The sequence below is a fragment of the Pseudomonas sp. N2-3-1-14 genome, assembly GCF_041228395.1.
Classification (GTDB): domain Bacteria; phylum Pseudomonadota; class Gammaproteobacteria; order Pseudomonadales; family Pseudomonadaceae; genus Aquipseudomonas.
Map to the genome: position 1 here is coordinate 1404133 of NZ_CP166199.1, position 24107 is coordinate 1428239.

The following is a 24107-nucleotide window of genomic DNA, read 5'->3' on the forward strand; positions in this document are numbered from 1 at the left end:
CGGTATGGCAGGCAATAACCATGCAAGCCCGTCAGCCATCGCCACGGAAGGCGAGCTGACGCTGGGCTCACGTGACACCGCAGTGGCGCAGGCCAGTATCAAACCCATTGCGTCAACACTCGCCGGGTCCTCGGGCATGATGCCGGTAGAGGCCGCGAGCCTGGGGTTGGCCCTGGCGACTGCCAGCCTTGAGATCAATCTCCTGGCGGCGGGGCAGGATCGGCTGGTGAATACCCTCGAGCTGTTCAACGCCTCACTGCTCAAGATGATGGACGCCCGGCAAGTTGAAGCTGGCGAAGGCGCGGGAGCAGCAAAAGCTGCAGCCCCCGCTGAGGCGCGCAAACCCTCGCAGGCACTGGATGCCGCGATGACTGACCTGGATCAGTTGTTGATGTTTGTCGGCCGCCAGCGCAAACAACTGCGCGAAACCAACTTGGCCATGGCGTCGGAACCGATGGTAGCGGCGAGCGGTGCAAGCGCCGTGGAGCTGGCACAGGTCGAGTATGTGGCCGCCCGGTCCGGCATCGGCAGCGACCGCAAGGATGCCTCGGGCAATATCGACCGCGCGGCTCGTCAGGACGACCTGACACAGTTCGCCCGCGACGCAGCCATCATGGCGACGGCCTTCAAGGTCGACGTCAAAAATGCCGGCGACATGATGGGCGGCTGGCGCGAGTCGATGAAAATCGACCGCGAGCAAACCCGGGACCTGGCTGACGCGACCAATGTGTTGGGCACCCACGTTTCGCTCAAGGCAGAAGCGGCGGATATCGGCGCTATTGTGCAGCGCGCAGGGGGGACGGCCACCGCCGCTGGCATGAGCCCCGAGCAGGCAGCGGCGCTTTCGGCGGCGTTGCTCAGTGCCGGCAACAGCAAGAGTGCAGCCGGTGTCGGGCTGGAGAAAATCAGCAGCACCCTGGCCAAAGGCGACGGCGCTTCTGAAAGCCAGCGCAACGCGTGGGCGGCGCTCAAGCTTGATCCCACGTTGCTCGCTGGCGGGATGCAGCAGGATGCGCCCCAGACCCTGCTCACGGTGCTCGAAGCGCTCAAGGCGCAACCGGCTGAGAAACAAGCGGCGTTGGCCACTCAATTGTTCGATGGCAACCAGTCGATTCTGAGCCTGGTGCCCGCCATCGATACGGTAAAGCAGGCGTTTACGCTGGTGGCCGACAAGTCGGTGTACGCGACGTCGGCACTTGGCGAACAAGGCTCGGTCCTGCGTTCGGCAGCGGTTCGCGCAGACTCCACACAAGCACGTCGTCAAGCCTTCGAGGCCAGCACCACGCGTCTGGATACCGCCAAGGATGCCGCGCTGGCGCCGATCGTGGACACCTCGCTAAGCGCGATGACCGGGCTGGTGACGGGCGTGGGCTGGTTAGCCGAGGCGCTGCCCAAGACCACGGCCGCTGTAACGCTGGCTGGCGCGGCGCTGGGGCCGGTGTTTTCTGGTGTGTTCGATGCGGTGAAGGACAAGGTGTTCGAGAAGGTCGCCGGCAAGATTCTCGGAGGCGGCGATCCCACACCAGGCAAGGTGAGCGCGCCAGCCAGCCAGAACACACCCAAAGGCAACGAAACGCCGCGCGGTGATCGCTCCGCAGACAAGCCTTCACGAACTGCGAGAGCCAGTAAGGTCGCGCGAAGAGGCTCCCTTGGCGTGGTGCTGGCGGGTGCTGGCATTGACCTTGTCCAGGGCGCGATGTCGGGGAACCTGGGTAAAGCCGTCGGCACCACGGTAGGGTCAGTCGGCGGCGGCGTTGCCGGTGGCGTTGCTGGCGAATTTGCGGGCATGGCCGTTGGCCGCGCGCTCGGCACGCTCGCCGGGGCGGCGATCGGTTCGGTGGTGCCGGGGGCTGGCACAGTGCTGGGCGGGGTCATGGGCGGTGTCGCTGGCGGTGCCATCGGCAAAGTGGTCGGGGGTGCGCTGGGTACGTTTGCCGGCAGTGATATCGGCGCCTGGCTGAGTGAAAAACTGATGGGCTCCGATGACCGTCTGCCATCACCCGGCGAGACCAGCAAAAACCTCAGTAGCGCTCAAGCCGACAACCGCCAAGTCAACTTCGCGCCGCAAATCACCATCAACGCACCCGAGCAGGCCAACCCACAACAACTGGCCGCGATCGTGGTGCAACAGATCGAAGCGCAATTCTCGCCGCTGTCGATGGACAGCCTGCTGGCGACGCGACGTGACTCGGCCCTGACCGATACAGGAGTGGTGTGATGCGACAACAAATGGCGTTGGGCCCGTTTATTTTCGGGCTGTCCCGTGGGTTCGCCTACGACACCCTGGACCGTTTGAGCAGTGGGGGTTGGGGCAGCCTGGATATCGTTTCCGGCAAGCCCAAATCCACCCAAGTTGGCCAGGCGCTCGAAACGCTGTCATTCGGCGGCAAGGCTGCACGCGCGCTGGGCATGTCGCGGATGGACGAATTGCGTGCGCTGCAAGCCCAGCGTGTGCCGTTGCCGCTGGTCGATGGCGTAGGCCTGAACTGGGGGCTGTGGACCATCAAATCGGTGGACGAAAAACAGTCCTGTGTGATCGATGACGGCACGGCCATGGTGGTCAATTGGGTGTTGGTACTGGAGGAGTTCGTCAATGCGTAAGGTTCGAAGTATTGCCGGTGACTCGGTCAACCTGTTGCTCTATCGCGAGCTCGGTCGCTGTGATGATGCCGCCGAAGAGGTGCTGTGGCGCTTGAACCCGCAGTTGGCCGAACAGGGCGCGGTATTGCCGGCAGGCGTCAATGTGATTGTGCCTGAGCTGGATACCCAGCCCGTGGCCAGGCAGCCGGTTACGGCCTGGGATTAAGGAGCAACCATGACACTTGGATTTACACCCGTGGTGGAGATTTACGGTGCCAATGCCGCGCTCCTCAATGAGCGGCTATTGGAGTGGGAGCATACCGACATGGCCGGGTTTACGTCCGACCAGCTCAAGCTGACACTCGACATCGAGGGCCTTGAAGGGCTGCCCAGCCTGGGCGGGCGTATCGGCCTGCGCATCGGGTATCGGGAGTCGGGCCTGGTGGACAAGGGCCGCTTCAAAATCACCCAGCGCACACCGTCACTGTTCCCGCTGCGTCTGGTGCTGGTGGCGACGGCGGCGCCCTTTGATGAGCCCGAATTCAAGAAGCGGCGCACCGCCAGTCACGGGCCGATCAGCCTGGGTGCGCTGTTTCGCCAATTGACCACGCGCTACGGTTTTTCACCGCGCGTGGCGCCTGATCTGGAAGGCGAGCATATCCCGCACATCGACCAGACCAATGAAAGTGACATGGCGTTTCTCACGCGTCTGGCCAATCGCTTCGATGCCGTGGCCAAGCCTGTCGACGAGCTGTATGTGCTGGGCCGCAAAGGGCAGACAAAATCGCTGTCGGGCAAGGTCTTGCCGGTCGTGCCGTTGTCGATCACCCGCGACAATCGTCCGGGTGATCGCGCGTTTATCACCGCCAGCTTTACCCAAACCAGCCGTGCTACTTACCTGGGCGCACAAACGTCCTGGTGGGACGCGGCAGCCGGTAAACAACGGGTGGTGCAGGTGGGCATCGCGCCGTTCAAGGTGGTGACGCAGCGTTACCAGAACGAGGCTGAAGCCAGAACCGCTGCCGAGGGCGAGATGCGCCGAGTGGGGCGCGAAGGGATGCAGGTCAATGTGATCTGCCCCGGAAACCCCTTGTTCGGCGCTGAAGGCCTGTTGCTGCTGGACGAGTCGTGGCCCGACTTCATGCGCGGCCGTTGGTCGATCAAGACGGTGACCTCCAGTGGCAAGCGCAGCGAGAGTTATCGATGCACGATTATGGCCAACGGTTTATCCGCGGCCGAGTGAGGACCCATGGCTATAACGCTTTCTCAACTGGTTCAAATCCTGCCCGGAGCCCGCCCTGTTGCGGGCCTTTTTTTGTCCGCATTGAACACTGCAATGTCCAGGTTCGAGATCGGCCAAACCAAGCGCATCGCTGCGTTCCTCGCGCAAGTCGGCCACGAATCTGGTGAGCTGCGCTACGTGCGCGAGTTGGGCAGCGACCAATACCTCAGCAAATACGACACCGGCATCTTGGCCGCACGCCTGGGCAACACCCCCGAAGCGGACGGCGATGGCCAGAAGTATCGGGGCAGGGGACTGATCCAGATTACGGGTCGGCGCAATTACCTGGCGTGCAGCCAGGCGCTGTTTGGCGACGATCGCCTGCTGCGCCAGCCCGAGTTGCTGGAGCAGCCGCAGTGGGCGTGTGAATCGGCGGCGTGGTTCTGGCAAAGCAACGGTTTGAATGAGCTGGCCGACAAGGACCAGTTCACCACCATCACCCGACGCATCAACGGTGGGGTGAACGGGCTGGAGCACCGTCTGCAATTGTGGGCCCGGGCGAAGGCGGTGTTGTGCGCTTCTTAGGCGGGTTACGGCTGATCGGCGTGTGCTTGCTGGTGGTTGCGGTTTGGCAGGTGCAGGCGTGGCGATATGGTACGCAGCTTGAGCAGCAGGCGGATCTAAACGCTCAGGCGGCCTCGCTTCGACAGCAGGCAGAGCAGAAAAAACGGCTGGCGCTGGAGCAGCAACTCAGTGCCAGCGACCGACAACATGCCCAGGAATTGATTGATGCCCAGCGTAATCAAGCTGCTCTGCGCGACCGCCTGGCCACTGCTGATGTGCGGTTGTCAGTCCTTCTTGACGCCACCGACCGTACCCTCGGCTGCCCAATGCCAGCCGCCGCCACCTCCGGCGGCGTGGTTCATGCAGCCCCGCGAGCCCGACTTGACCCGGCGCATGCTCAACGAATTATCGCCATCACCGACGACGGCGATAACGCCCTGATCGCCTTACGTGCCTGCCAAGCGTACGTGCGCGCCGTCGGGCGTTAGCATCTTGATCCAGTCTGTCGCTTGCGCGTGCGATTTGCTCCTGTAGGGTAGGCAAATCCCCCGCCTACTTCTGGAGTCGACCGTGAAGGAAATCACTCAACTGGCCGCTGAACTGGGTCGCCGTTTGCAGGTGCTCAATGCCCACGTCACTACCGCCGAGTCGTGCACCGGCGGCGGTATTGCCGAAGCGATCACGCGGATTCCGGGCAGTTCGGCCTGGTTCGAGGCGGGATATGTCACCTATTCCAACCGGCAGAAGACCCGGCAGTTGGGCGTACCGGAGAAGCTGTTCGGCAAAGTCGGCGCTGTCAGCCAGGAAGTGGTGGAGGCGATGGTCCGTGGTGCACAGGAAAAAAGCCTGTCGCGCTTTGCCGTGGCGGTCAGTGGTGTGGCAGGGCCGGATGGTGGTTCGCCGGACAAACCGGTCGGCACCGTCTGGTTGGCGTTTGGGGTTGGCGAAGAGGTGACGGCCGAGCTTGCGCACTTCCCCGGCAACCGCGACGAGGTCCGCCGACAAACGGTAAAAGCCGCGCTTGAGGGCTTGTTGCGACGAGCTGCACTAGAAATAGAAAAACAGGGGTAGGCGATCTTCGATCTTTGTGGAACAATACTGTCTACTTATACAGGTGTTGGCCGTCAGGCCTTATTGATTACGTGAGGACTTTAATGGACGACAACAAGAAGAAAGCCTTGGCTGCGGCCCTGGGTCAGATCGAACGTCAATTCGGCAAGGGTGCCGTAATGCGTATGGGCGATCACGACCGTCAGGCGATCCGGCTATTTCCACTGGCTCTCTGGGTCTGGACATCGCGCTCGGCATTGGCGGCCTGCCAAAAGGCCGTATCGTCGAAATCTACGGTCCTGAATCTTCCGGTAAAACCACTCTGACTCTGTCGGTGATTGCCCAGGCGCAAAAAATGGGCGCCACCTGCGCGTTCGTCGACGCCGAGCACGCCCTCGATCCTGAATACGCCGGCAAACTGGGCGTCAACGTAGATGATCTGCTGGTTTCCCAGCCGGACACCGGTGAGCAAGCCCTGGAAATCACCGACATGCTGGTGCGCTCCAACGCCATCGACGTGATCGTGGTCGACTCCGTGGCAGCCCTGGTACCGAAAGCTGAAATCGAAGGCGAAATGGGCGACATGCACGTGGGCCTGCAAGCCCGCCTGATGTCCCAGGCGCTGCGTAAAATCACCGGTAACATCAAGAACGCCAACTGCCTGGTGATCTTCATCAACCAGATCCGTATGAAGATCGGCGTGATGTTCGGCAGCCCGGAAACCACCACTGGTGGTAACGCGTTGAAGTTCTACGCTTCGGTCCGTCTGGATATCCGCCGTACCGGCGCGGTGAAGGAAGGTGACGAGGTTGTCGGCAGCGAAACCCGCGTTAAAGTCGTGAAGAACAAAGTGGCTCCGCCTTTCCGTCAGGCTGAGTTCCAGATTCTCTACGGCAAGGGTATCTACCTGAACGGCGAGATGATCGACCTGGGCGTGTTGCACGGTTTCGTCGAGAAGTCCGGCGCCTGGTATGCCTACAACGGCAGCAAGATCGGTCAGGGCAAGGCCAACTCGGCCAAGTTCCTGGCGGACAACCCGGATATCGCCGCCACGCTCGAGAAGCAGATTCGCGACAAGCTGCTGACCGCAGCGCCAGACGTGAAAGCTGCTGCCAATCGTGAGCCGGTTGAAGAAGTCGAAGAAGCTGACACTGACATCTGAAGCAAACGATGACTGTTGTACTGGATACACTCGTCGCCGTTCGGCGCACTGCGATGGACCTGCTCGCTCGACGCGAGCATGGTCGAGTCGAGCTGACGCGTAAATTGCGTCAGCGCGGTGCAGAGTCCGAGATGATCGAAACTGCCCTCGACCGCTTAACGGAAGAAGGGCTTCTGTCGGAAGCGCGTTACCTGGAAAGCTTTGTCTCCTACCGCGCGCGCTCCGGCTATGGCCCGGCGCGAATTCGCGAAGAGCTGAGCCAGCGCGGTCTGCAACGCGCTGATATCGACCTCGCCCTGCGTGAGTGCGGTATCAGTTGGCAGTCGCAGTTGGAAGATACCTGGCGCCGCAAGTTTGCCGGCCATCTTCCGATTGATGCCAGGGAGCGTGCTAAGCAAGGTCGCTTCCTGAGTTATCGCGGGTTTTCGATGGACATGATCAGCCGCCTGTTAAGCGGCCGAGACATGGAAGACTGAGTTTTCTAGCTGCTGAAATTTAGAATCCGGGCGCTGGCTTGACTGCGATGTGGACACTTCGGTTTCCCAGTAGGATCGCGATGATGCCATCGCAGGCAAGCCAGCTCCCACATCGAATCTGCTGCATCTGATCGAACTCGGTAAATTAAAAAGGCCCACTATGAAAATAGTGGGTCTTTTTTTTTGCCTTCAAAAAATCATGCTGGCTCGGGCGTTACTCGCTGCTGCGCTTTCCCCTGAGCCTGTGCCCAGTTTTCCGGCAGATTGATGTAATCCACCAACTCTCGCAGTCGGCCTTGATCGCGGCCATTGAAGTTGAACACCAAGCGCGTCAAATGGCTGAACCTCGGCTCATCGTGTTCCTCGCCGGTATAGGCAAGCTGCTGGAACTCACCACTCAGCCGCAGGCTGGCAAACTCGCTTTGCAAATGAACCAGCGCCCGTTCACTGAGCGGATGGTTCATGCGCACCACAAACTCACGCTTCAACCAGCGCGTGGAGTGAAAGTTGGCATAGAACTGGTTGATTTCGTCCACGGCTTCTTCAGCACTGTGTACCAGTCGGACCAGCTTGAGGTCGGTGGGCAGGATATAGCGATTGGCTTCCAGCTGGCTGCGGATAAAGTCCAGAGCGCCTTGCCAAAAGCCGCCGCCCGGAGCATCCAGCAGTACCACTGGCACCAGTGGGCTTTTGCCGGTCTGGATCAGGGTGAGCACTTCAAGCGCTTCATCCAGGGTGCCGAACCCGCCCGGGCACAACACCAGCGCATCGGCTTCCTTGACGAAAAACAGCTTGCGGGTAAAGAAGAAGTGGAAGGACAGCAGGTTCTCAGTGCCGTCGATGGTCGGGTTGGCGTGCTGCTCAAACGGCAGGGTAATGTTGAACCCCAGGCTGTGTTCCAGGCCGGCGCCTTCGTGGGCTGCCGCCATGATGCCGCCGCCACCGCCGGTGATCACCATCAGGTCCGATTGCGCTAGCTGGGCGCCGACTTCCCGGCCAGGGCGTACAACGGGCTTTCAACCGGTGTGCGTGCCGAGCCGAACACGGTCACCTTGCGGCGGTCCTTGAACTGTTCGAGCACGCGGAAGGCATTGTCCAGTTCGCGGATCGCCTGCAAGGTGATTTTGGCGTTCCAACGGTTGCGATCGTCCTGGGCCATGCGCAGAACGGTGAGGATCATGTCGCGATAAAGGGGAATGTTCGGGCTGCTGGGCGCGACCAGCTGGAGTTGCGCGTCGACCTGCTGAGTGAGGTCGGTCCCGTGTTCTTCAAAATGACGGAGCAGACGGTCATTCGATTCGTAAGGCATTCAACTTCTCCTTCTTCACAGAACCTGGGCCCTCGGCGAGGTATTCGTCCGCGGCCACGACACTGCATGTGTCGCTGCACGCCAGGGGCATTGCACGGTATGCACCGAGCGGCGAAGCGGGCTCTGTATGTTCCTTGTGATTTGGAAACCTTTGCACTGCAAGTCGCAGGAGGGCAACCCTCTTTTGCCCTGAAAATGTTACAGAACGGCGTGGAAAATGCGCGGGGCAGGCGGTCGGGATGACTTGATCATGAGCCGAAAAACCCTTGGCTGGCAACCGGTTATTGGCCGCACATCAAGCAGTTTAGTCGTCGGCAAGCATAGGCAGCGAGGGAAGTGCGCGCCACAGGACAGCAGCGCGCGATGGTCGAGCAATCGTTACTTTTTCTTCTTCGCTGCGGCAGGTGCCGGGCAATCGGCTTCGACAAACTTGACCGACGCCACCGGGCGGTTGGTCTTGTTCTCGGAGATGTCATAGCGCATCACGGCGCCCTTGGCCATCAACTCGCGGTAACCCTTGTTCAGGCACACGCTTTGACCCAGCTGGAAATACACGGCCTTGGGGTTGGCGCGCATCTGTTCGGCACGGTCAGGCTGCACGCTGAGGTGATCGATCAGCTGCATGCCTTCAACGGTGTAGGCCACTTCCAGGGTTTTTTCATCGATTTCCCGGGGCAGGTCCTTGTTGCTTTCGGCCGCGACGCTTTGCAGCTTCCTGTTCATTTGGGCCTCCAGCAGCGAGGCCGCGTGGGCGCCCATGGGCAATACCAGCGCGAGGGCGACGGATGGGGCAACAAGGCGCAGCATGGAACGCAGCATGAAAATCTCCTGATTCGGTTACTGGTGCATAGACCAGCCACTGCGCTGTGCGTTCAGTGGCGCGCAATTATAGGTGAGCGCCTGCCACTACAGCCAGGCGTATCGCTCAGAAGTGCCGGCGGCTCTGGTAAACTGCCGCCACTTAAGCCTGTCTCGAGTTCCCCCAGTGTCGATTTTGCCTTCTACGGGGTGCACCCGATGAGCCATGCCGTTTCCCGCTTGCGTACCCAGCGGCTGGCGCGGGCCGTGCGCCCGTTCCTCAACCGAGGTTCGCGCGCCGAACGTTGCCCCGGCTGCCGGGTGATTCCCGAATATTGCCTGTGTGCCTGGCGGCCGCAGGTAGAAGCGCGTTCGGCGATGTGCCTGCTGATGCACGATGTTGAACCGATGAAGCCGAGCAACACAGGCTGGCTGATTGCCGATGTGATTGACGACACCACCGCGTTCGCCTGGTCGCGCACCGAGGTTGATCCTGCGTTCCTGACCCTGCTGGCCGACCCGCAGTGGCAACCCTACATCGTGTTTCCCGGCGAATTCGTCGCGCCAGAGCGGGTTGTCAGTGAGGTGAAGGTGGAGGAGGGCAAGCGCCCGTTGTTCATCCTGCTGGATGGCACCTGGAGCGAAGCGCGCAAGATGTTCCGCAAGAGCCCCTACCTTGAGCACTTGCCCGTGTTGAGCCTGGCGCCTGAACAGCTGTCGCGCTACAAGCTGCGCCGCTCCAAGCGGGATGATCATTTTTGCACCGCCGAAGTCGCGGCGCTGTGCCTGGAGCTGGCCAGCGATCAGGCGGCCAGTGAAGTGCTGGATGCTTACCTTGACGTATTCAGCACCCATTACCTGGCGGCCAAGTTCCTGTTGCCGCTGGACCCGTCGGACAGCGTTCATGCGCGCCTCTCGCCCCACATCCCGGCGGTATGACCAGACGACGTTTGCATGATGGCACTGTAAACCTGCAACTCGCTAAAATGCCCACGGGCGTAGTGCTTGACCCCCCAGGCTACGCTGGGCATGCTGGGCGCCGATTGGGGCGTAACCGTGAATTTTCAGCGTCGTTGCAGGTGTTTTTGACGCTGAGCCTGCCCCGTGGCGGTGGCTGCCTGGCCGTTGCCTTGTGTACTGGCGAACCCTGAACCCGTCAGGGCTGCCATAAAAAACAGGATCATTTAATCAATGGCCACATACGAAATCCTGATAGCCGATGACCACCCGCTGTTTCGCAGTGCGCTGCATCAGGCGGTAACCCTGGGCCTTGGGCCGGACGTGCGACTGGTTGAAGTGGCCAGCATTGCCGAGCTGGAAGCACGACTCACCGAAAAATCCGACTGGGACCTGGTGCTGCTCGACCTGAACATGCCCGGCGCCTACGGTTTTTCCGGGCTGGTGCTGTTACGCGGGCAATACCCGCAGATCCCGGTGGTGATGGTTTCGGCCCAGGAAGAAGCTGACGTGGTGGTGCGCTCCAAGGAGTTTGGCGCCAGCGGTTTCATTCCCAAGTCCAGTTCAATGGAAGCGATCCAGAAAGCCGTGAGCACCGTGCTTGACGGCGATGTGTCCTGGCCGCCGCAAGCGTTTGACGAAATCAACGTGTCCGACGAAGCCAAGGCTGCCCGTGATGGCCTCGCCAGCCTGACGCCCCAGCAATTTCGGGTGTTGACCATGGTCTGCGAAGGTTTGCTGAACAAGCAGATTGCTTACGAATTGAGCGTGTCGGAAGCGACCATCAAGGCCCATGTGACGGCAATTTTTCGCAAGCTGGGCGTGCGCACGCGCACTCAGGCGGCGCTGCTCTTGCAACAACTTGAGTCAATTTCGCAGCACTAAGACATTGCCGATTCACGCTTTTTTGACTTTGCGTGATCTAGTTTCCCCACTTCTTTGGTTCAGTTGCCTACATCTATGTCGCCTTTCAAGGGTCAAACCGGTATCAAACGTATCTTCAACGCAGGGGGCTATTCCCTGGATGGCCTGCGTGCGGCTTTCACTGGCGAGGCGGCATTCCGTCAGTTGGTGTTGCTCAACGTGATCCTGATTCCGCTGAGCTTTTTCCTGCACGTCAGCCGCGTTGAGCGCGCCTTGCTCATCGCGGTGTGCCTGCTGGCCCTGATTGTCGAACTGCTCAACTCCGCGGTGGAAGCGGCCATCGACCGGATTTCCCTCGACCTGCACCCGCTGTCGAAAAACGCCAAGGACATGGGCAGCGCTGCGCAATTCGTGGCGCTGACCATGATCACCCTGGTGTGGGCCGTGATTCTGATCTAAAGCATCAGGCGATGCTCGGCAGCACGATTTCGTCGCTGCGCTGAACCCCGGCTGTAAAGGCGCGGCACAGTTCCAGAAACTCGCGCATTGCCGAGGTCTGGTACTTCTGTTTATGCCAGATGAAGTAAAACTGCCGGGCCAGATCCAGGTCCGGGGTTTCCACCGGCACCAGGCTGCCACGGCGGAACGCATCGCGCAGCGCCAGCCGGGAAATGCAGCCAATCCCCAAGCCCGATTCCACCGCACGTTTGATCGCCTCGGTGTGTTCCAGCTCCAGGCGGATATTCAGCGCGCTGCGATGATGTCGCATCGCCTGGTCAAAGGTCAGCCGCGTGCCGGAGCCTTGTTCGCGCAGGATCCAGGCTTCATGGGTCAACTCTTCCATGGTCGCCACGCCGCGTTTGGCCAAGTGATGCTGCGGCGCACAAAACACCACCAGCTCATCTTCCACCCAGGTTTGCACTTCGATGTCCGGGTGGCTGCAGTCGCCTTCGATTAGACCCAGGTCAATTTCGTAGTGCGCTACCTGATGCACGATATGTGCAGTGTTCTGCACATGCAGCTTCACCTGGCTTTCGGGATGTTGCTGCATGAAGCTGCCGATCAACAGCGTGGCCAGGTAATTGCCGATGGTCAGGGTGGCGCCAACCGCCAAGGAGCCAAAGCCCGACTTGCCGTTGAGCAGGTCTTCGATCTCCTTGGCCTGGTCCAGCAGTGCCACCGCCTGCGGCAACAACTGATGGCCGAGGGCGTTGAGGCTCAGGCGTTTGCCCGCGCGGTCGAATAATTGGCAGCTGGATTGGCGCTCCAGCTCGGTGATCGAGGTGCTGGCGGCAGATTGAGATAAGGCCAGAAGGCCAGCAGCGCGTGAGACGCTTTCCTGCTGGGCGACGGCGACGAAGACTTGCAGTTGACGGAGAGTAAATCGCATATCGATATAACCGATAACCCTTATCTTAATAATCCAGTTAACAGATATTGTCGCCGCCATTAGAATGCTGTGCAATTGCGCACCTCAATCTTGGCGCAGACCCATTTCCAGGAGTCCCCCGTACATGAGCAACATGAACCACGAGCGTGTCCTCAGTGTTCATCACTGGAACGACACTCTGTTCAGCTTCAAGTGCACCCGCGATCCGGGCCTGCGCTTCGAGAACGGTCAGTTCGTGATGATCGGCCTGCAACAGCCAAATGGCCGCCCGCTCATGCGCGCATACTCCATTGCCAGCCCGAACTGGGAAGAGCATCTGGAGTTCTTCAGCATCAAGGTGCCCGATGGCCCGCTGACTTCCCAATTGCAGCACTTGAAGGAAGGCGACGAGATCATCATCAGCAAAAAACCGACGGGCACCCTGGTGCTTGACGATTTGAAGCCGGGCAAACACCTGTACCTGCTCAGCACCGGTACTGGCCTCGCGCCGTTCATGAGCGTGATCCAGGACCCGGAAACCTACGAGCGTTTCGAAAAGGTGATCCTGTGCCACGGTGTGCGTTACGTCAACGAAGTCGCCTACCGCGAATTCATCACCGAGCACCTGCCGCAGAACGAATTCTTCGGCGAGGCCCTGCGTGACAAGTTGATCTACTACCCGACCGTGACCCGTGAGCCATTCGAAAACGAAGGCCGCCTGACCGACCTGATGCGCAGCGGCAAGCTGTTCAGCGACATCGGCCTGCCACCAATCAACCCCGAAGACGACCGCGCCATGCTGTGCGGCAGCCCAAGCATGTTGGACGAAACCAGCGAAGTGTTGAACAGCTTCGGCCTGAAAGTTTCGCCACGTATGCGTGAGCCGGGTGATTACTTGATCGAGCGTGCGTTCGTCGAGAAGTAAAACAGTCAGGGCAACAAAGAAGATCTAAATGTGGGAGGGGGCTTGCCCCCGATGGCGCCAAGTCAGTCAACAGAGATGTTGAATGTACCACCGCTATCGGGGGCAAGCCCCCTCCCACATTTTTTCCGGTTTATCCAGCCGCAAGAACTTCCAGCACACAGATCAAGCCTGCCTCGGGATAGTGCCAGCGCACATCCACATCCCAGAACTGCGCACCGTATTCGCGCTCCGGCCCCGGCGTTTGATATGCCGGTCGTGGATCCTGCGCCAAACACTGCTCGATCAACGCCACCAAGGGCTCGTCAAGGCGCTCAGCATGGCCTTGTGCCTGGAACAGGGCAGTCTTCAGCCACTGCACCGGAATCAGCGGCGGTGCGCTGCTGGCGATGCTGTTGGTGGCGCCCTCGATAATGTCGGCATACGGCACATACGGCTTGATATCCAGCACCGGCGTGCCATCGAGCAAATCAATCCCGGAAATCCACAACCGCCCCGGCTCCACCTTGTCCAGCTTGACCACTGACTGACCAATGCCGTTCGGGCGATGGGTGGCGCGGGTGGCGAACACGCCCATGGACGTGTTGCCGCCCAGGCGCGGCGGGCGCACTTTGAGGCGCGGCTTGTCTTCCAGGGCCTGGTGGAACAGAAACAGCAACCAGACATGGCTGACCTGCTCCAGGCCCTGCACGGCCTCACCCCCGTCGAACGGCGTCACCAGTTCCAGCACGCCGCGGGCGGCAGGCGCCAGTTGCGGTTGACGTGGGATGGCGAACTTCTCCTTGAAGCAGGAGCGCACGAAGCCGACGGGGGAGACGTTGTAGCTCATGGTTTACGCACGAACCCGCAGCGTCAGGCCCTTGAGGAAGTTACGCAGCAACTGGTCGCCACACGTGCGGTAGTTGGTGTGGCCAAACTTGCGGAACAGCGCGCTCAGCTCAGGCTTGGACACCGGGAACTCGGCGGCCTTGAGGATCGCGTGCATGTCGTCTTCCTTCAGTTCGAAGGCCACGCGCAGCTTCTTGAGGATGATGTTGTTGGTTACCGGGGTTTCGATCGGCTGCGGCGGACGGCTTTCGTCCTTGCCGCGCTTGAAAATCACCAGGCCGTCAAGGAAGTGCGCCATGACGTCGTCCGGGCAGAACACAAAACCTTCTTCCTCATCTTTCTTGAGGTAGGTCAGCAGGTCTTCCTTGGTCACGTCCATGCCGCCGAGCTTGATGATCTCGACCATCTTGTTGTCGCTGATGTCGAGCATGTAGCGCACGCTGCGCAGTACGTCGTTGTGAATCATGGTGGGCAATCCTGGTATTCAACTGAGGACACCGCCCACTCAGGCGGCGTCGAGAAAGGGGCAGCGGCTTAGAACTTCTCTTTGCCGGACAGGTAACGCCATTGGCCGACCGGCACTTTGCCGATGGACACGCCGCCAATGCGGATGCGGCGGATGGCGATGACTTTCAAGCCAACGGCTTCGCAGAACAGCGCGATCACGCCCGGCTGCGGGTTTTTCATCGCAAAGCGCAGGCGGTTTTCGTTCTGCCAGCTGGCTTTCACGGCGGGCAGCTCTTTGCCTTTGTAAGTCAGGCCGTGGTTCAGGCGATTGAGGCCGTGGGCGACCATGTCGCCTTCAACCTCCACCACGTATTCCTGCTCGATCTTGGCGGCATCGGCGGTCAACTTGCGCAGAATCTTCCAGTCCTGGGTGAATACCAGCAGGCCGCTGGCCTTGGCTTGCAGGTCGGCACTGGCGGTCAGGCGCAGGAAGTGGCCCTTGAGCGGGCGTTTGCTGAAGCGGTGTTCTTCGGACAGGGTTTCGGCGCTGATCGAGGCCATCGCCGTTTCCGCGTCCACGCCAGCCGGCGCGTGCAGCAGAATGGTCACCGGCTCCGGTGCAGTGGCTTTGGCCTCTGGGTCCAGCTCGACCTTCTGGGTGGTGACCTTGAACTGCGGTTCGTCGATCACTTCGCCGTCCACCGAGACCCAGCCGCCTTCGATAAACAGCTCAGCCTCCCGACGGGAGCAACCGACCAGTTCGATAAGGCGTTTGGAGAGGCGTATGGGGTCAGTCATGACAAGGGCCGTAGCAAAATGGGGGAGCTATTGTACCTGCCTGGCGCGGGTTAATCCCGGCTCCATTTCAGCGCAGGAGCTTTATTGGTCAATACACGGTTCAAAATGTGGGAGCGGGCTTGCTCGCGAAGGCGGTGTATCAGCCAAGGTGTGCTGATGGGGCCACCGCGTTCGCAGGCAAGCCGGCTCCCGCATTTTATTCTGTGTTGCGTCAGCCTCTGCGCAGTTGCTGCTGGCGCAAACGCATGTGCAGCAACGGATACGGCTGGCCCAGCCCGTCATGCTCCGCCCGTCCGATCACCTCAAAGCCCTGCTTGAAGTAAAAGCCCAGGGCCTGCGGGTTCTGTTCGTTGACGTCCAGTGTGTCGGCGTTCATGTGCTCGATCGCATAACGCAGCAGTTGCCGGCCAAGGCCCTGGCCACGGTGCTGCGGGTCGATAAACAGCATCTCGACCTTGCCTGACGCCACGCCGGCAAACCCGGTGATGCGTTGGCGCGCGTCCTTGGTGCAGATCAGCATCACCGAGTCGAGGTAGCGCGTCAGCACCAGCTCCTTGAGCAACACGATGTAGCTGTCCGGCAAAAAGTCGTGGGTCGCCCGCACCGAGTCTTCCCACAGTTGCGCCAGGTGCGCGAAGTCGCTGAGTTTGGGTGTATGAATTGCCGAAAGCTGACGCATGCCCGCTGCCCCTCGCCTGTTTCTACGCCAATGGGCAAACGATAGACCTAAAAAAGCCCCGCATCTTGTCCAGATGCGGGGCTTTTAAGGTTTTTTTGATCAGTCGCGCTTGACGGCCCACAGGTCGTATTCGTCGGCGTCGGTCACGGTGCACCAGACCTTGTCGCCCGGCTTCAAACCGCTGGCATCGTCGATAAACACGTTACCGTCGATTTCCGGCGCATCGAAGAAGCAACGGCCTACGGCGCCTTGCTCGTCGACTTCGTCGATCAGCACTTCGATTTCCCGGCCGATGCGCAGTTGCAGACGTGCCGAGCTGATGGCCTGCTGGTGCGCCATGAAGCGCTCCCAACGGTCTTGCTTGACCTCATCCGGCACGATGGCTGCGTCCAGCAGGTTGGCGGGTGCGCCTTCGACCGGCGAGTACTGGAAGCAACCAACGCGGTCCAGCTGCGCTTCGGTCAGCCAGTCCAGCAGGTACTGGAAGTCTTCTTCGGTTTCGCCGGGGAAGCCGACGATGAAGGTCGAGCGGATGATCAGCTCCGGGCAGATCTCGCGCCAGTTCTTGATGCGCGCCAGGGTCTTGTCTTCGAAGGCCGGGCGTTTCATGGCCTTGAGGATTTTCGGGCTGGCGTGCTGGAACGGGATGTCCAGGTACGGCAGGATCTTGCCGGCGGCCATCAACGGGATCAGTTCGTCCACGTGCGGGTACGGGTAAACGTAGTGCAGGCGCACCCATACGCCCAAGCTGCTCAAGGCTTCGCAGAGTTCGGTCATGCGGGTTTTCACCGGCGCGCCGTTCCAGAAACCGGTGCGGTACTTTACGTCGACGCCGTAGGCGCTGGTGTCCTGGGAAATCACCAACAGCTCTTTGACGCCGGATTTGACCAGGCGCTGAGCCTCGTCCAGCACATCACCGACCGGGCGGCTGACCAGCTTGCCGCGCATCGACGGGATGATGCAGAAGCTGCAGCTGTGGTTGCAGCCTTCGGAAATCTTCAGGTAGGCGTAGTGGCGCGGGGTCAGCTTGATGCCTTGCGGCGGCACCAGGTCGATCAGCGGGTTGTGGTCCTGACGCGGCGGCACCACGTCGTGCACGGCGTTGACCACCTGCTCGTACTGCTGCGGGCCGGTCACGGCCAGCACGCTTGGGTGCACGTTGCGGATAGCGCCTTCTTCCACGCCCATGCAGCCGGTGACGATGACCTTGCCGTTTTCCTTGATGGCTTCGCCGATCACTTCCAGCGACTCAGCCTTGGCCGAGTCGATGAAGCCGCAGGTGTTGACCACCACCACGTCGGCGTCCTGATACGTGGACACGACGTCATAGCCTTCCATGCGCAGTTGCGTAAGGATGCGCTCGGAGTCGACCAGAGCCTTCGGGCAACCCAGGGATACAAAGCCGACCTTGGGGTTGGCTTTTGCGATGGTGGTGGACATGTCTAACCTCGGTATTGAATGGCGCCGCCAGTCGGGCACGACACGGCGGTAGACGGGCGCTTGGTGCGCCTCTGATCAAAAAGTGCGCAATTCTAGCGACGGGCAACGCACTTGACCAGCTTTATGCGGGGAAATGCGACGAGTGCTGCAGTGGCGGATTCGCACAATCCTTACCAGGCTCTTAAGCCCGGACGTCTTGCTCTGCGCGGTGCGCTACAACTTTAGACATGCCCACACCTAACGCCTGAAGCACTTTCAAGAGAGTCGAGAGCTTCGGGTCGCCGCCGACGGCGATGGACCGGTAGAGATTCGCCCTATTAAGCCCTGTGTTTTTCGACAAGCTGAGCATTCCGCCACGAGCCTCCGCCACTCGACGGATAGCAACAAGGAAGGCGTCTTCACCACCCGCTTCATCGATTTCTTCAAGCGCGACAGACAGATATTCGAGGGCGAACGCTTCGTCGTCTCGAAGCATTTCAAGAACGCTGTCTTCATGAGAACGAGTACGAATGGTCATTTTTGCTGCACCTTATAAGATTTCCAGAGCGCCTTAGCCTGATCGATATCGTTCTGCTGCCTGGCTTTTGATCCACCACCCAACAGAAAAACAATTTGCCGATCGTGGATTGCGTAATACACGCGAAACCCAGGTCCGAAATCGAGTTTCATCTCAAAGACCCCACCACCCACTGGCTCGGTAGCGCCAAAGTGACCAAGGGACGCGCGGTCCACTCTGGTGGTGATTCTTGCTTTTGAGCGCGTGTCCTGCACGGTGTCCAGCCAGGCCTGGTAGATATCCACGCCATTGACTGACAGTACGTGTTTCACTTCGTACATGAGAAATGTACCTTAAAAGAGACAGGCCGATCATTGAGTTTCTATATCGGCTGCGCGCGCCATGTAGGGGCATGGTTTATTGATCGGGTAAGCCGGTCAGGAATCTTTCGCTTACACCGCGAAGGCGGCACTACTGGGCCGGGCCAAAAATATACGGGTGGCCGTAAATGTGATCAATGCAGGCAAAAAGGCTGCAAATTGCCGCTTCCTCTCTGACTGACTGCATTCCCTGAATCACTTGAGCAGCGAAATGCGACGAGTGCTGCGCTATGCTTCGCGCCGTTGCGCATGGGTAAAACCCTTGGGTCAATAAAACGTCTGTTACGAGAAGTAAAACAGCGCATGCTACGGTCAGCTTAGGCGCGTTGTTTATAAAAGACCTTGGGTCAAAGGGCAGGAGTGGTTGATGGGTCAGGCAAATAGTCAGGCGGCAGGTGCCGAGCATTCCAATGCAAAGCCGATTGGCATGCTGGTGGCGGCAGTCGGGGTGGTTTACGGCGATATCGGTACCAGCCCGCTCTATACCCTTAAAGAAGTGTTTACCGGTGGTTACGGTGTTCAGGTCAACCATGATGGTGTGCTGGGGATCCTGGCGCTGATCTTCTGGTCGCTGATCTGGGTGGTGTCGATCAAATACATGCTGTTCGTGTTGCGCGCCGACAACCAAGGCGAAGGCGGCATCATGGCGCTGACGGCGTTGGCGCGACGAGCGGCAGGGGAGCGCAAGAAGTTGCGCAGTTTCCTGGTGGTGTGTGGCTTGTGCGGCGCGGCACTGTTCTACGGCGACAGCATGATCACCCCGGCGATTTCGGTGTTGTCGGCTATTGAAGGCCTGGAGTTGGCGTTCGATGGCCTCGACAAATGGGTCGTACCAATCGCACTGGTGGTGCTGGTGGCGCTGTTCCTGATCCAGAAACACGGCACCGACCGCATCGGCAAGCTGTTCGGGCCAGTGATGGTGACGTGGTTTCTGGTGCTCGGCGGCCTCGGTGTGTATGGCATCACCCTGCACCCTGAAGTGCTCAACGCATTGAATCCGATGTGGGGCGTGCGTTTCTTCGAGGCTCACCCTGGTATTGGTGTGGCAATCCTCGGTGCGGTGGTGCTGGCATTGACGGGCGCCGAGGCGTTGTACGCCGACATGGGCCACTTCGGCCGCAAACCCATCGCTCGCGCCTGGTTCATTCTGGTGCTGCCGGCGCTGGTGCTTAACTATTTCGGTCAGGGCGCCATGCTGTTGGGCGATCCGGAAGCCGCGCGTAACCCGTTCTACCTGCTGGCGCCGAGCTGGGCGCTGATCCCGCTGGTGGTGTTGTCCACCCTGGCCACGGTGATTGCCTCCCAGGCGGTGATTTCGGGTGCGTTCTCGTTGACGCGCCAGGCGATCCAGCTGGGTTATATCCCGCGCATGCACATTCAACACACCTCCAGCGCCGAACAGGGCCAGATCTACATCGGCGCGGTGAATTGGTCGCTGATGGTCGGCGTGATCCTGCTGGTGATCGGCTTCGAGTCCTCCAATGCGCTGGCGTCCGCGTACGGCGTAGCGGTGACCGGCACCATGCTGATGACCACCATCCTGGTGTCGGCGGTGATGCTGCTGTTGTGGAAATGGCCGCCGATACTCGCCGTGCCGGTCTTGGTTTGCTGCCTGTTGGTGGACGGCCTGTACTTTGCGGCCAACGTGCCGAAGATCATCCAGGGCGGCGCCTTTCCGGTGTTGGCGGGGATCGTGCTGTTTGTGCTGATGACCACCTGGAAGCGCGGCAAGCAATTGTTGGTGGACCGCCTCGACGAGGGCGGCCTGCCGTTGCCGATCTTCATCAGCAGTATTCGCGTGCAGCCGCCTCATCGCGTGCAGGGCACGGCGGTGTTCCTTACCGCGCGCCCAGACGCCGTGCCCCACGCGCTGTTGCACAACCTGCTGCACAACCAGGTGCTGCATGAGCAGGTGGTGATGCTGACGGTGGTCTACGAGGACATCCCGCGTGTGCCGGCCTCGCGGCGCTTTGAGGTGGACGCCTATGGGGAAGGGTTCTTCCGGGTGATCCTGCACTTCGGGTTTACCGATGAGCCGGACGTGCCGGAGGCACTCAAGCTGTGCCATCTGGACGATCTGGATTTCAGCCCGATGCGCACCACCTACTTCCTCAGCCGCGAAACGGTGATTGCCTCGCGCATCAAGGGCATGGCCCGTTGGCGTGAAAGCCTGTTTGCCTTCATGTTGAAAAATGCCAACGGCAACCTGCGCTTCTTCAAACTCCCGGTCAACCGGGTGATCGAGCTGGGCACCCAGGTCGAAATGTAAGCCGCTGCTGCACGGGAGCCGGCAATCGGCTCCCGTTTTCCATCTGAACCCTATGCAAGCCACCGTTGTCGACTAGGCTCTAAGCACTGTTTGAATAGTGCCCACAGAACCCAGAAGAGGTGCGCCATGAGTCAGCTGCTCGAACCCTACACCCTCCGTCAATTGACCCTGCTCAACCGGATTGCCGTCTCGCCGATGTGCCAGTACTCATCCGACGATGGCCTGGCCAATGACTGGCACCTGGTGCACCTTGGCAGCCGCGCCGTGGGCGGCGCCGGGCTGATTTTCACCGAAGCCACCGCCGTGACCGCCGATGGCCGCATCACTGCCCAGGACCTGGGCCTGTGGAACGACGCACAAATCGAACCGTTGCAACGCATCACGCGTTTCATTGCTGCCCAAGGCGCAGTGGCGGGCATTCAACTGGCGCACGCTGGGCGCAAGGCCAGCACGCACCGGCCGTGGATCGGCAAGCACGGCAGCGTCAAGCCGGAAGAGGGCGGTTGGGTGCCGGTTGGGCCTTCGCCGATTGCCTTTGATCCCAACCACACCCAGCCCAAGCCATTGGATGATGCGCAGATCCAGCAAGTGATCGCCGACTTTGTCGCCGCTGCCAAACGCGCGCTTACGGCTGGTTTTGAAGTGGTGGAAATCCATGCGGCCCACGGTTACCTGCTGCATCAATTCCTGTCGCCCATCAGCAATCAGCGCCAGGACCACTACGGTGGCTCGTTTGAAAACCGCATACGCCTGGTGCTGGAAGTGACCCAGGCTGTGCGCGAGGTCTGGCCACAGGAATTGCCGCTGTTTGTGCGCGTGTCGGCCACCGACTGGGTCGAAGACGGCTGGAACCCGGATGAAACCGTGGAGCTGGCGCGCCGCCTCAAAGACTTGGGCGTAGACCTGATCGACGTGTCGTCCGGTGGCACCGCCGCCAACGCCGAGATCCCCACCGGCCCCGGCTACCAGACGCGCTTTGCCGAGCGTGTGCGCAAAGAGTCGGGCATCGCCACCGGCACGGTCGGCATGATCACCGAGCCGGCCCAGGCCGAGCACATTCTGCGCACGTGCCAGGCCGATATCATCTTCCTGGCCCGTGAGCTGTTGCGTGACCCGTACTGGCCGTTGCATGCCGACGATGACTTGGGCGGCCGCCAGGCCACCTGGCCGGCGCAGTACCAACGGGCGACCCATCGTGATCAGCCGATTCATGAGTCTGATCTGCGGGACTGACCAGCGCCTGATTCACCGAAACCCACCCTGACCCGGTGGGTTTTTTCTTGCGCGCGTTTCTGACGACTTCCAGCGCTGGCGGTTGCCGCGTGCGAAAGGGCTGTAGGTCTTTGTTACCTAAGCGAATTATTTAAGTTAATACTCTAAAAAAATCCCACACGTGCCGAGATTGTTTCTACGCTTAAGGTAAGTCTGATTTCTGGCCCAGGGAGTCAGTCGGTGTGTCCGCGAAGGCATTGCGCCTCAGGGAAGGTGGGTGATGGGCGACAGGAGTCTTAGATCGATATCAGGAGAAACAGTCCATGGCCAAGTCCTATGGTGTAGCGGGTGTGGTGGCGTCTTTTCTAACCCGCAGGATGTTCTTGCGTGGCCGCAGGTTGAGTTCGGATGAAGCCGAATTGCTGGCGCAATATCGCGCCCTGACCGAAAACGATCAGGTCGCGATGCGGTATCTGATAGGGGCGATGAAGAGTGTGTCGCGGTTTTAGACAGCGCGCTGACCGTGTGGGCGCAGGCTAGTCAGCGCCCACTTTGTGGGTCAGGTGTACTTGCGCTTGTCCGGTGCAGGCGGGAAGTACTGGTACAGCCAGGTTTCACTCAAGGTGCGGTCCTGGGTGCGGATAAACAGCCGCAATTCCACCGGCTCCACGCTGTCGCTGGTCGGGTACCAATCGAACAAAATGCGATAGCCCTTGATGTTGTCGAGCACCAGCACGCTGAAGTCTTTCACTTCACCGTGAGAGCAAGTCACCACAGGCTCGATGCCGGTGCCAGCCGGCAGACGGTCCAGGCCGCCGCCCTTGAAGTCCACGGCAAAGCGGCGCGCCCACACATCGGGGTAGTGCTCGCCCGGTGCCCAACCTTCGGTAAAGCCGCCCATGCCTGAACGGGTGGCATCGACTTGGGCCAGCGGTGTGCTCACGGGTGGCAATGCGCTCCAGTACAGCTTGTAGCCATAGTTGAGTGAGTCGCCGGCGGCCACGGGCTTTTTCGGGGTCCAGAAGGCCACGATGTTGTCCAGGGTTTCGCCGGTGGTGGGGATTTCCAACAGGTCGATCGAGCCTTCGCCCCATGCGGTCGTCGGTTCAACCCACAGGCTTGGGCGCTTGCTGTACCAGTCGACGGTGTCCTGGTAGCTGGCGAACTCATGGTCGGTCTGCACCAGGCCGAAGCCTTTCGGGTCGGTGTCGGCGAACGCGTTGAATTGCAGTGTGGCCGGGTTGTTCAGCGGGCGGCAGATCCATTCGCCGTTGCCGCGCCACATCGCCAGGCGGTCAGAATCGTGGATCTGCGGGTGGATGGTGTCGCACATGCGGCGCTCAACGGTGCCGCAACTGAACATGCTGGTCATCGCCGCGATGCCCAATTGTTCGATGGCGGTGCGCGCATTGATGTTCGCGTCGATGGCCATCACCACCTGAGTGGCCTGGCAATCAATGTCGAAGCGGTAGGCACCGGTGGCGCTCGGCGAGTCGAGCAGGGCATAGACCACAAAACGCGTGGCGTCCTTGGCCGGGGTTTCGAACCAGAACTGCGTAAAGTCGGGGAATTCTTCGCGTTTTTTCGCGTAGGTATCAATCGCCAGGCCGCGTGCGGAAAGGCCGTACTGGCCGGTGGAATCCACCGCACGGAAGTAGCTGGCGCCAAGGAACGACAGCACGTCATGGCGATCCAGCTCCGGCGCCTTGAACAGCTTGAAGCCGGAGAAACCCAAGTCGCCGGTCAGTTGCTTGGTGTCCACCGTGGTCTTTTCATAGTTGAACAACGACGGGCGGAAATGCACCTCGCGGGCTTCACGGGTCTTGGGGTCGACGCTGTGCATGCGCACCGGCGTCTTGAAACCCATGCCGACGTGGAAGAACTGCACGTCGAGTTGGCCGTTCAACTCCTTCCACAGCGAATGGTTGCCGTCGTAGCCGATGGCATTGAAATTCTGCGGCGTCATGTTTGCCAGGGTCGGCGGCAGCACCTGCCTGGTGTCTTTATACGCGGTGCCGGCGAGCTGTTTGGCCTGGGCTTTGAGTGTTTCAAAGTCAAACGCCACGGCCTTGCCATCGGCGGCACGGTTACCGGCCCAGGCCTGCGCGGCCAGCAGGCCACTGGCCGATAAACCGGTGTAAGCCGCAATGGCCATGGACGCTTTAAGCAAATTCCTGCGGTGCATAGAGACAACCTGTCGTGAGCAAATCCCGCGCCGTTCCTGGCACGTGCTGGATCAGAAATAACGGTTCGGACATGCCTTCGGCCAAACGCAACGGACTATA

General features: G+C 60.4%; 25 protein-coding genes and 2 pseudogenes. 16 read left to right on the plus strand and 11 right to left on the minus strand.

Going from position 1 to position 24107, the window contains the following annotated elements:
- Nucleotides 1-4: 4 nt before the first annotated feature.
- From AB5I78_RS06430 to recX, 9 genes and pseudogenes are all read left to right on the plus strand, one after another.
- Nucleotides 5-2218, plus strand: coding sequence for a phage tail tape measure protein (locus tag AB5I78_RS06430; RefSeq protein WP_369300848.1), 2214 nt, complete (start codon nucleotides 5-7; stop codon nucleotides 2216-2218).
- Nucleotides 2218-2601, plus strand: coding sequence for a phage tail protein (locus AB5I78_RS06435; RefSeq protein WP_106577240.1), 384 nt, complete (start codon nucleotides 2218-2220; stop codon nucleotides 2599-2601). Before AB5I78_RS06430 ends, AB5I78_RS06435 begins: the two co-directional genes overlap by 1 nt.
- On the plus strand, nucleotides 2594-2806 hold the full coding sequence (locus AB5I78_RS06440) for a tail protein X (RefSeq protein ID WP_106577239.1): 213 nt from the start codon (nucleotides 2594-2596) through the stop codon (nucleotides 2804-2806). The genes AB5I78_RS06435 and AB5I78_RS06440 overlap by 8 nt, the downstream gene beginning before the upstream one ends.
- A gap of 9 nt (nucleotides 2807-2815) precedes the next feature.
- Complete coding sequence (locus AB5I78_RS06445; RefSeq protein ID WP_106577238.1) at nucleotides 2816-3823, plus strand: contractile injection system protein, VgrG/Pvc8 family; 1008 nt, start codon at nucleotides 2816-2818, stop codon at nucleotides 3821-3823.
- 6 nt (nucleotides 3824-3829) lie between these two features.
- On the plus strand, nucleotides 3830-4387 hold the full coding sequence (locus AB5I78_RS06450; protein ID WP_369300847.1) for a glycoside hydrolase family 19 protein: 558 nt from the start codon (nucleotides 3830-3832) through the stop codon (nucleotides 4385-4387).
- Nucleotides 4375-4854 (plus strand): lysis system i-spanin subunit Rz, encoded by a 480-nt coding sequence (locus AB5I78_RS06455; protein WP_369300846.1) that lies wholly within the window; start codon nucleotides 4375-4377, stop codon nucleotides 4852-4854. Before AB5I78_RS06450 ends, AB5I78_RS06455 begins: the two co-directional genes overlap by 13 nt.
- An 82-nt stretch (nucleotides 4855-4936) precedes the next feature.
- Nucleotides 4937-5437 carry a CinA family protein gene (locus AB5I78_RS06460; protein WP_106577235.1) on the plus strand — a complete coding sequence of 167 codons (501 nt, stop codon included), beginning with the start codon at nucleotides 4937-4939 and terminating at the stop codon, nucleotides 5435-5437.
- An 83-nt stretch (nucleotides 5438-5520) separates the two neighbouring features.
- Nucleotides 5521-6578: pseudogene (gene recA / locus AB5I78_RS06465) on the plus strand (recombinase RecA).
- A gap of 8 nt (nucleotides 6579-6586) precedes the next feature.
- A complete protein-coding gene (recX, locus tag AB5I78_RS06470; protein ID WP_369300845.1) occupies nucleotides 6587-7054 on the plus strand; it encodes a recombination regulator RecX in 468 nt (155 codons plus the stop codon).
- A 197-nt stretch (nucleotides 7055-7251) separates the two neighbouring features.
- Here recX and AB5I78_RS06475 read toward each other — a convergent pair.
- Together AB5I78_RS06475 and AB5I78_RS06480 are read right to left on the minus strand one after the other, a co-directional pair.
- Nucleotides 7252-8363: pseudogene (locus tag AB5I78_RS06475) on the minus strand (TIGR00730 family Rossman fold protein).
- Nucleotides 8364-8741: 378 nt separating this feature from the next.
- Nucleotides 8742-9182 (minus strand): PA3611 family quorum-sensing-regulated virulence factor, encoded by a 441-nt coding sequence (locus AB5I78_RS06480; RefSeq protein ID WP_106577233.1) that lies wholly within the window; start codon nucleotides 9180-9182, stop codon nucleotides 8742-8744.
- A 198-nt stretch (nucleotides 9183-9380) separates the two neighbouring features.
- Between AB5I78_RS06480 and AB5I78_RS06485 the strand changes: the two genes are divergently transcribed.
- The 3 genes from AB5I78_RS06485 (at nucleotide 9381) to AB5I78_RS06495 (ending at nucleotide 11441) form a co-directional block, all read left to right on the plus strand.
- On the plus strand, nucleotides 9381-10100 hold the full coding sequence (locus AB5I78_RS06485; protein WP_369300843.1) for a tRNA-uridine aminocarboxypropyltransferase: 720 nt from the start codon (nucleotides 9381-9383) through the stop codon (nucleotides 10098-10100).
- A gap of 252 nt (nucleotides 10101-10352) precedes the next feature.
- The gene (gene erdR / locus AB5I78_RS06490) at nucleotides 10353-11003 is read left to right on the plus strand and encodes a response regulator transcription factor ErdR (RefSeq protein ID WP_369300842.1); all 651 of its coding nucleotides are present in this window, start codon (nucleotides 10353-10355) and stop codon (nucleotides 11001-11003) included.
- 75 nt (nucleotides 11004-11078) lie between these two features.
- Nucleotides 11079-11441 (plus strand): diacylglycerol kinase, encoded by a 363-nt coding sequence (locus AB5I78_RS06495; protein WP_094949927.1) that lies wholly within the window; start codon nucleotides 11079-11081, stop codon nucleotides 11439-11441.
- A gap of 4 nt (nucleotides 11442-11445) precedes the next feature.
- Here the strand turns inward: AB5I78_RS06495 and AB5I78_RS06500 are convergent, their stop codons facing one another.
- Nucleotides 11446-12372, minus strand: a complete 927-nt coding sequence (locus AB5I78_RS06500; RefSeq protein ID WP_169368331.1) for a LysR family transcriptional regulator — start codon at nucleotides 12370-12372, stop codon at nucleotides 11446-11448.
- 124 nt (nucleotides 12373-12496) lie between these two features.
- Here AB5I78_RS06500 and fpr point away from each other — a divergent pair, with 124 nt between their 5' ends.
- Nucleotides 12497-13276: a ferredoxin-NADP reductase gene (fpr, locus tag AB5I78_RS06505; protein ID WP_003189055.1), complete on the plus strand. Its 780-nt coding sequence runs from the start codon at nucleotides 12497-12499 to the stop codon at nucleotides 13274-13276.
- 130 nt (nucleotides 13277-13406) lie between these two features.
- Here the strand turns inward: fpr and tsaA are convergent, their stop codons facing one another.
- From tsaA to AB5I78_RS06540, 7 genes are all read right to left on the minus strand, one after another.
- A complete protein-coding gene (gene tsaA / locus AB5I78_RS06510) occupies nucleotides 13407-14102 on the minus strand; it encodes a tRNA (N6-threonylcarbamoyladenosine(37)-N6)-methyltransferase TrmO (RefSeq protein WP_369300840.1) in 696 nt (231 codons plus the stop codon).
- Between the two features lie 3 nt (nucleotides 14103-14105).
- On the minus strand, nucleotides 14106-14567 hold the full coding sequence (locus AB5I78_RS06515) for a DUF1456 family protein (protein WP_003189058.1): 462 nt from the start codon (nucleotides 14565-14567) through the stop codon (nucleotides 14106-14108).
- A 68-nt stretch (nucleotides 14568-14635) separates the two neighbouring features.
- Nucleotides 14636-15346 (minus strand): rRNA pseudouridine synthase, encoded by a 711-nt coding sequence (locus AB5I78_RS06520; protein WP_242194352.1) that lies wholly within the window; start codon nucleotides 15344-15346, stop codon nucleotides 14636-14638.
- 211 nt (nucleotides 15347-15557) lie between these two features.
- Entirely contained in the window at nucleotides 15558-16025 is a 468-nt protein-coding gene (locus tag AB5I78_RS06525) for a GNAT family N-acetyltransferase (protein ID WP_106577228.1), read from the minus strand.
- Between the two features lie 99 nt (nucleotides 16026-16124).
- Nucleotides 16125-17465, minus strand: a complete 1341-nt coding sequence (gene rimO, locus AB5I78_RS06530; protein ID WP_106577227.1) for a 30S ribosomal protein S12 methylthiotransferase RimO — start codon at nucleotides 17463-17465, stop codon at nucleotides 16125-16127.
- A gap of 181 nt (nucleotides 17466-17646) precedes the next feature.
- The gene (locus AB5I78_RS06535) at nucleotides 17647-17982 is read right to left on the minus strand and encodes an addiction module antidote protein (RefSeq protein WP_145161736.1); all 336 of its coding nucleotides are present in this window, start codon (nucleotides 17980-17982) and stop codon (nucleotides 17647-17649) included.
- Complete coding sequence (locus tag AB5I78_RS06540; protein ID WP_145161739.1) at nucleotides 17979-18302, minus strand: type II toxin-antitoxin system RelE/ParE family toxin; 324 nt, start codon at nucleotides 18300-18302, stop codon at nucleotides 17979-17981. Before AB5I78_RS06540 ends, AB5I78_RS06535 begins: the two co-directional genes overlap by 4 nt.
- Nucleotides 18303-18708: 406 nt before the next feature.
- On the opposite strand from AB5I78_RS06540, the gene AB5I78_RS06545 reads away from it, so the two are divergent.
- The 3 genes from AB5I78_RS06545 to AB5I78_RS06555 all read left to right on the plus strand — a co-directional run bounded on the left by AB5I78_RS06545 (nucleotide 18709) and on the right by AB5I78_RS06555 (nucleotide 22331).
- The gene (locus AB5I78_RS06545) at nucleotides 18709-20610 is read left to right on the plus strand and encodes a potassium transporter Kup (protein ID WP_145161742.1); all 1902 of its coding nucleotides are present in this window, start codon (nucleotides 18709-18711) and stop codon (nucleotides 20608-20610) included.
- A 126-nt stretch (nucleotides 20611-20736) separates the two neighbouring features.
- On the plus strand, nucleotides 20737-21843 hold the full coding sequence (locus AB5I78_RS06550) for an NADH:flavin oxidoreductase/NADH oxidase (RefSeq protein WP_106577225.1): 1107 nt from the start codon (nucleotides 20737-20739) through the stop codon (nucleotides 21841-21843).
- Nucleotides 21844-22145: 302 nt separating this feature from the next.
- On the plus strand, nucleotides 22146-22331 hold the full coding sequence (locus AB5I78_RS06555) for a hypothetical protein (RefSeq protein WP_106577224.1): 186 nt from the start codon (nucleotides 22146-22148) through the stop codon (nucleotides 22329-22331).
- Between the two features lie 50 nt (nucleotides 22332-22381).
- Here the strand turns inward: AB5I78_RS06555 and AB5I78_RS06560 are convergent, their stop codons facing one another.
- Nucleotides 22382-24007: a glucan biosynthesis protein D gene (locus AB5I78_RS06560; protein ID WP_369300839.1), complete on the minus strand. Its 1626-nt coding sequence runs from the start codon at nucleotides 24005-24007 to the stop codon at nucleotides 22382-22384.
- Nucleotides 24008-24107 lie beyond the last annotated feature (100 nt).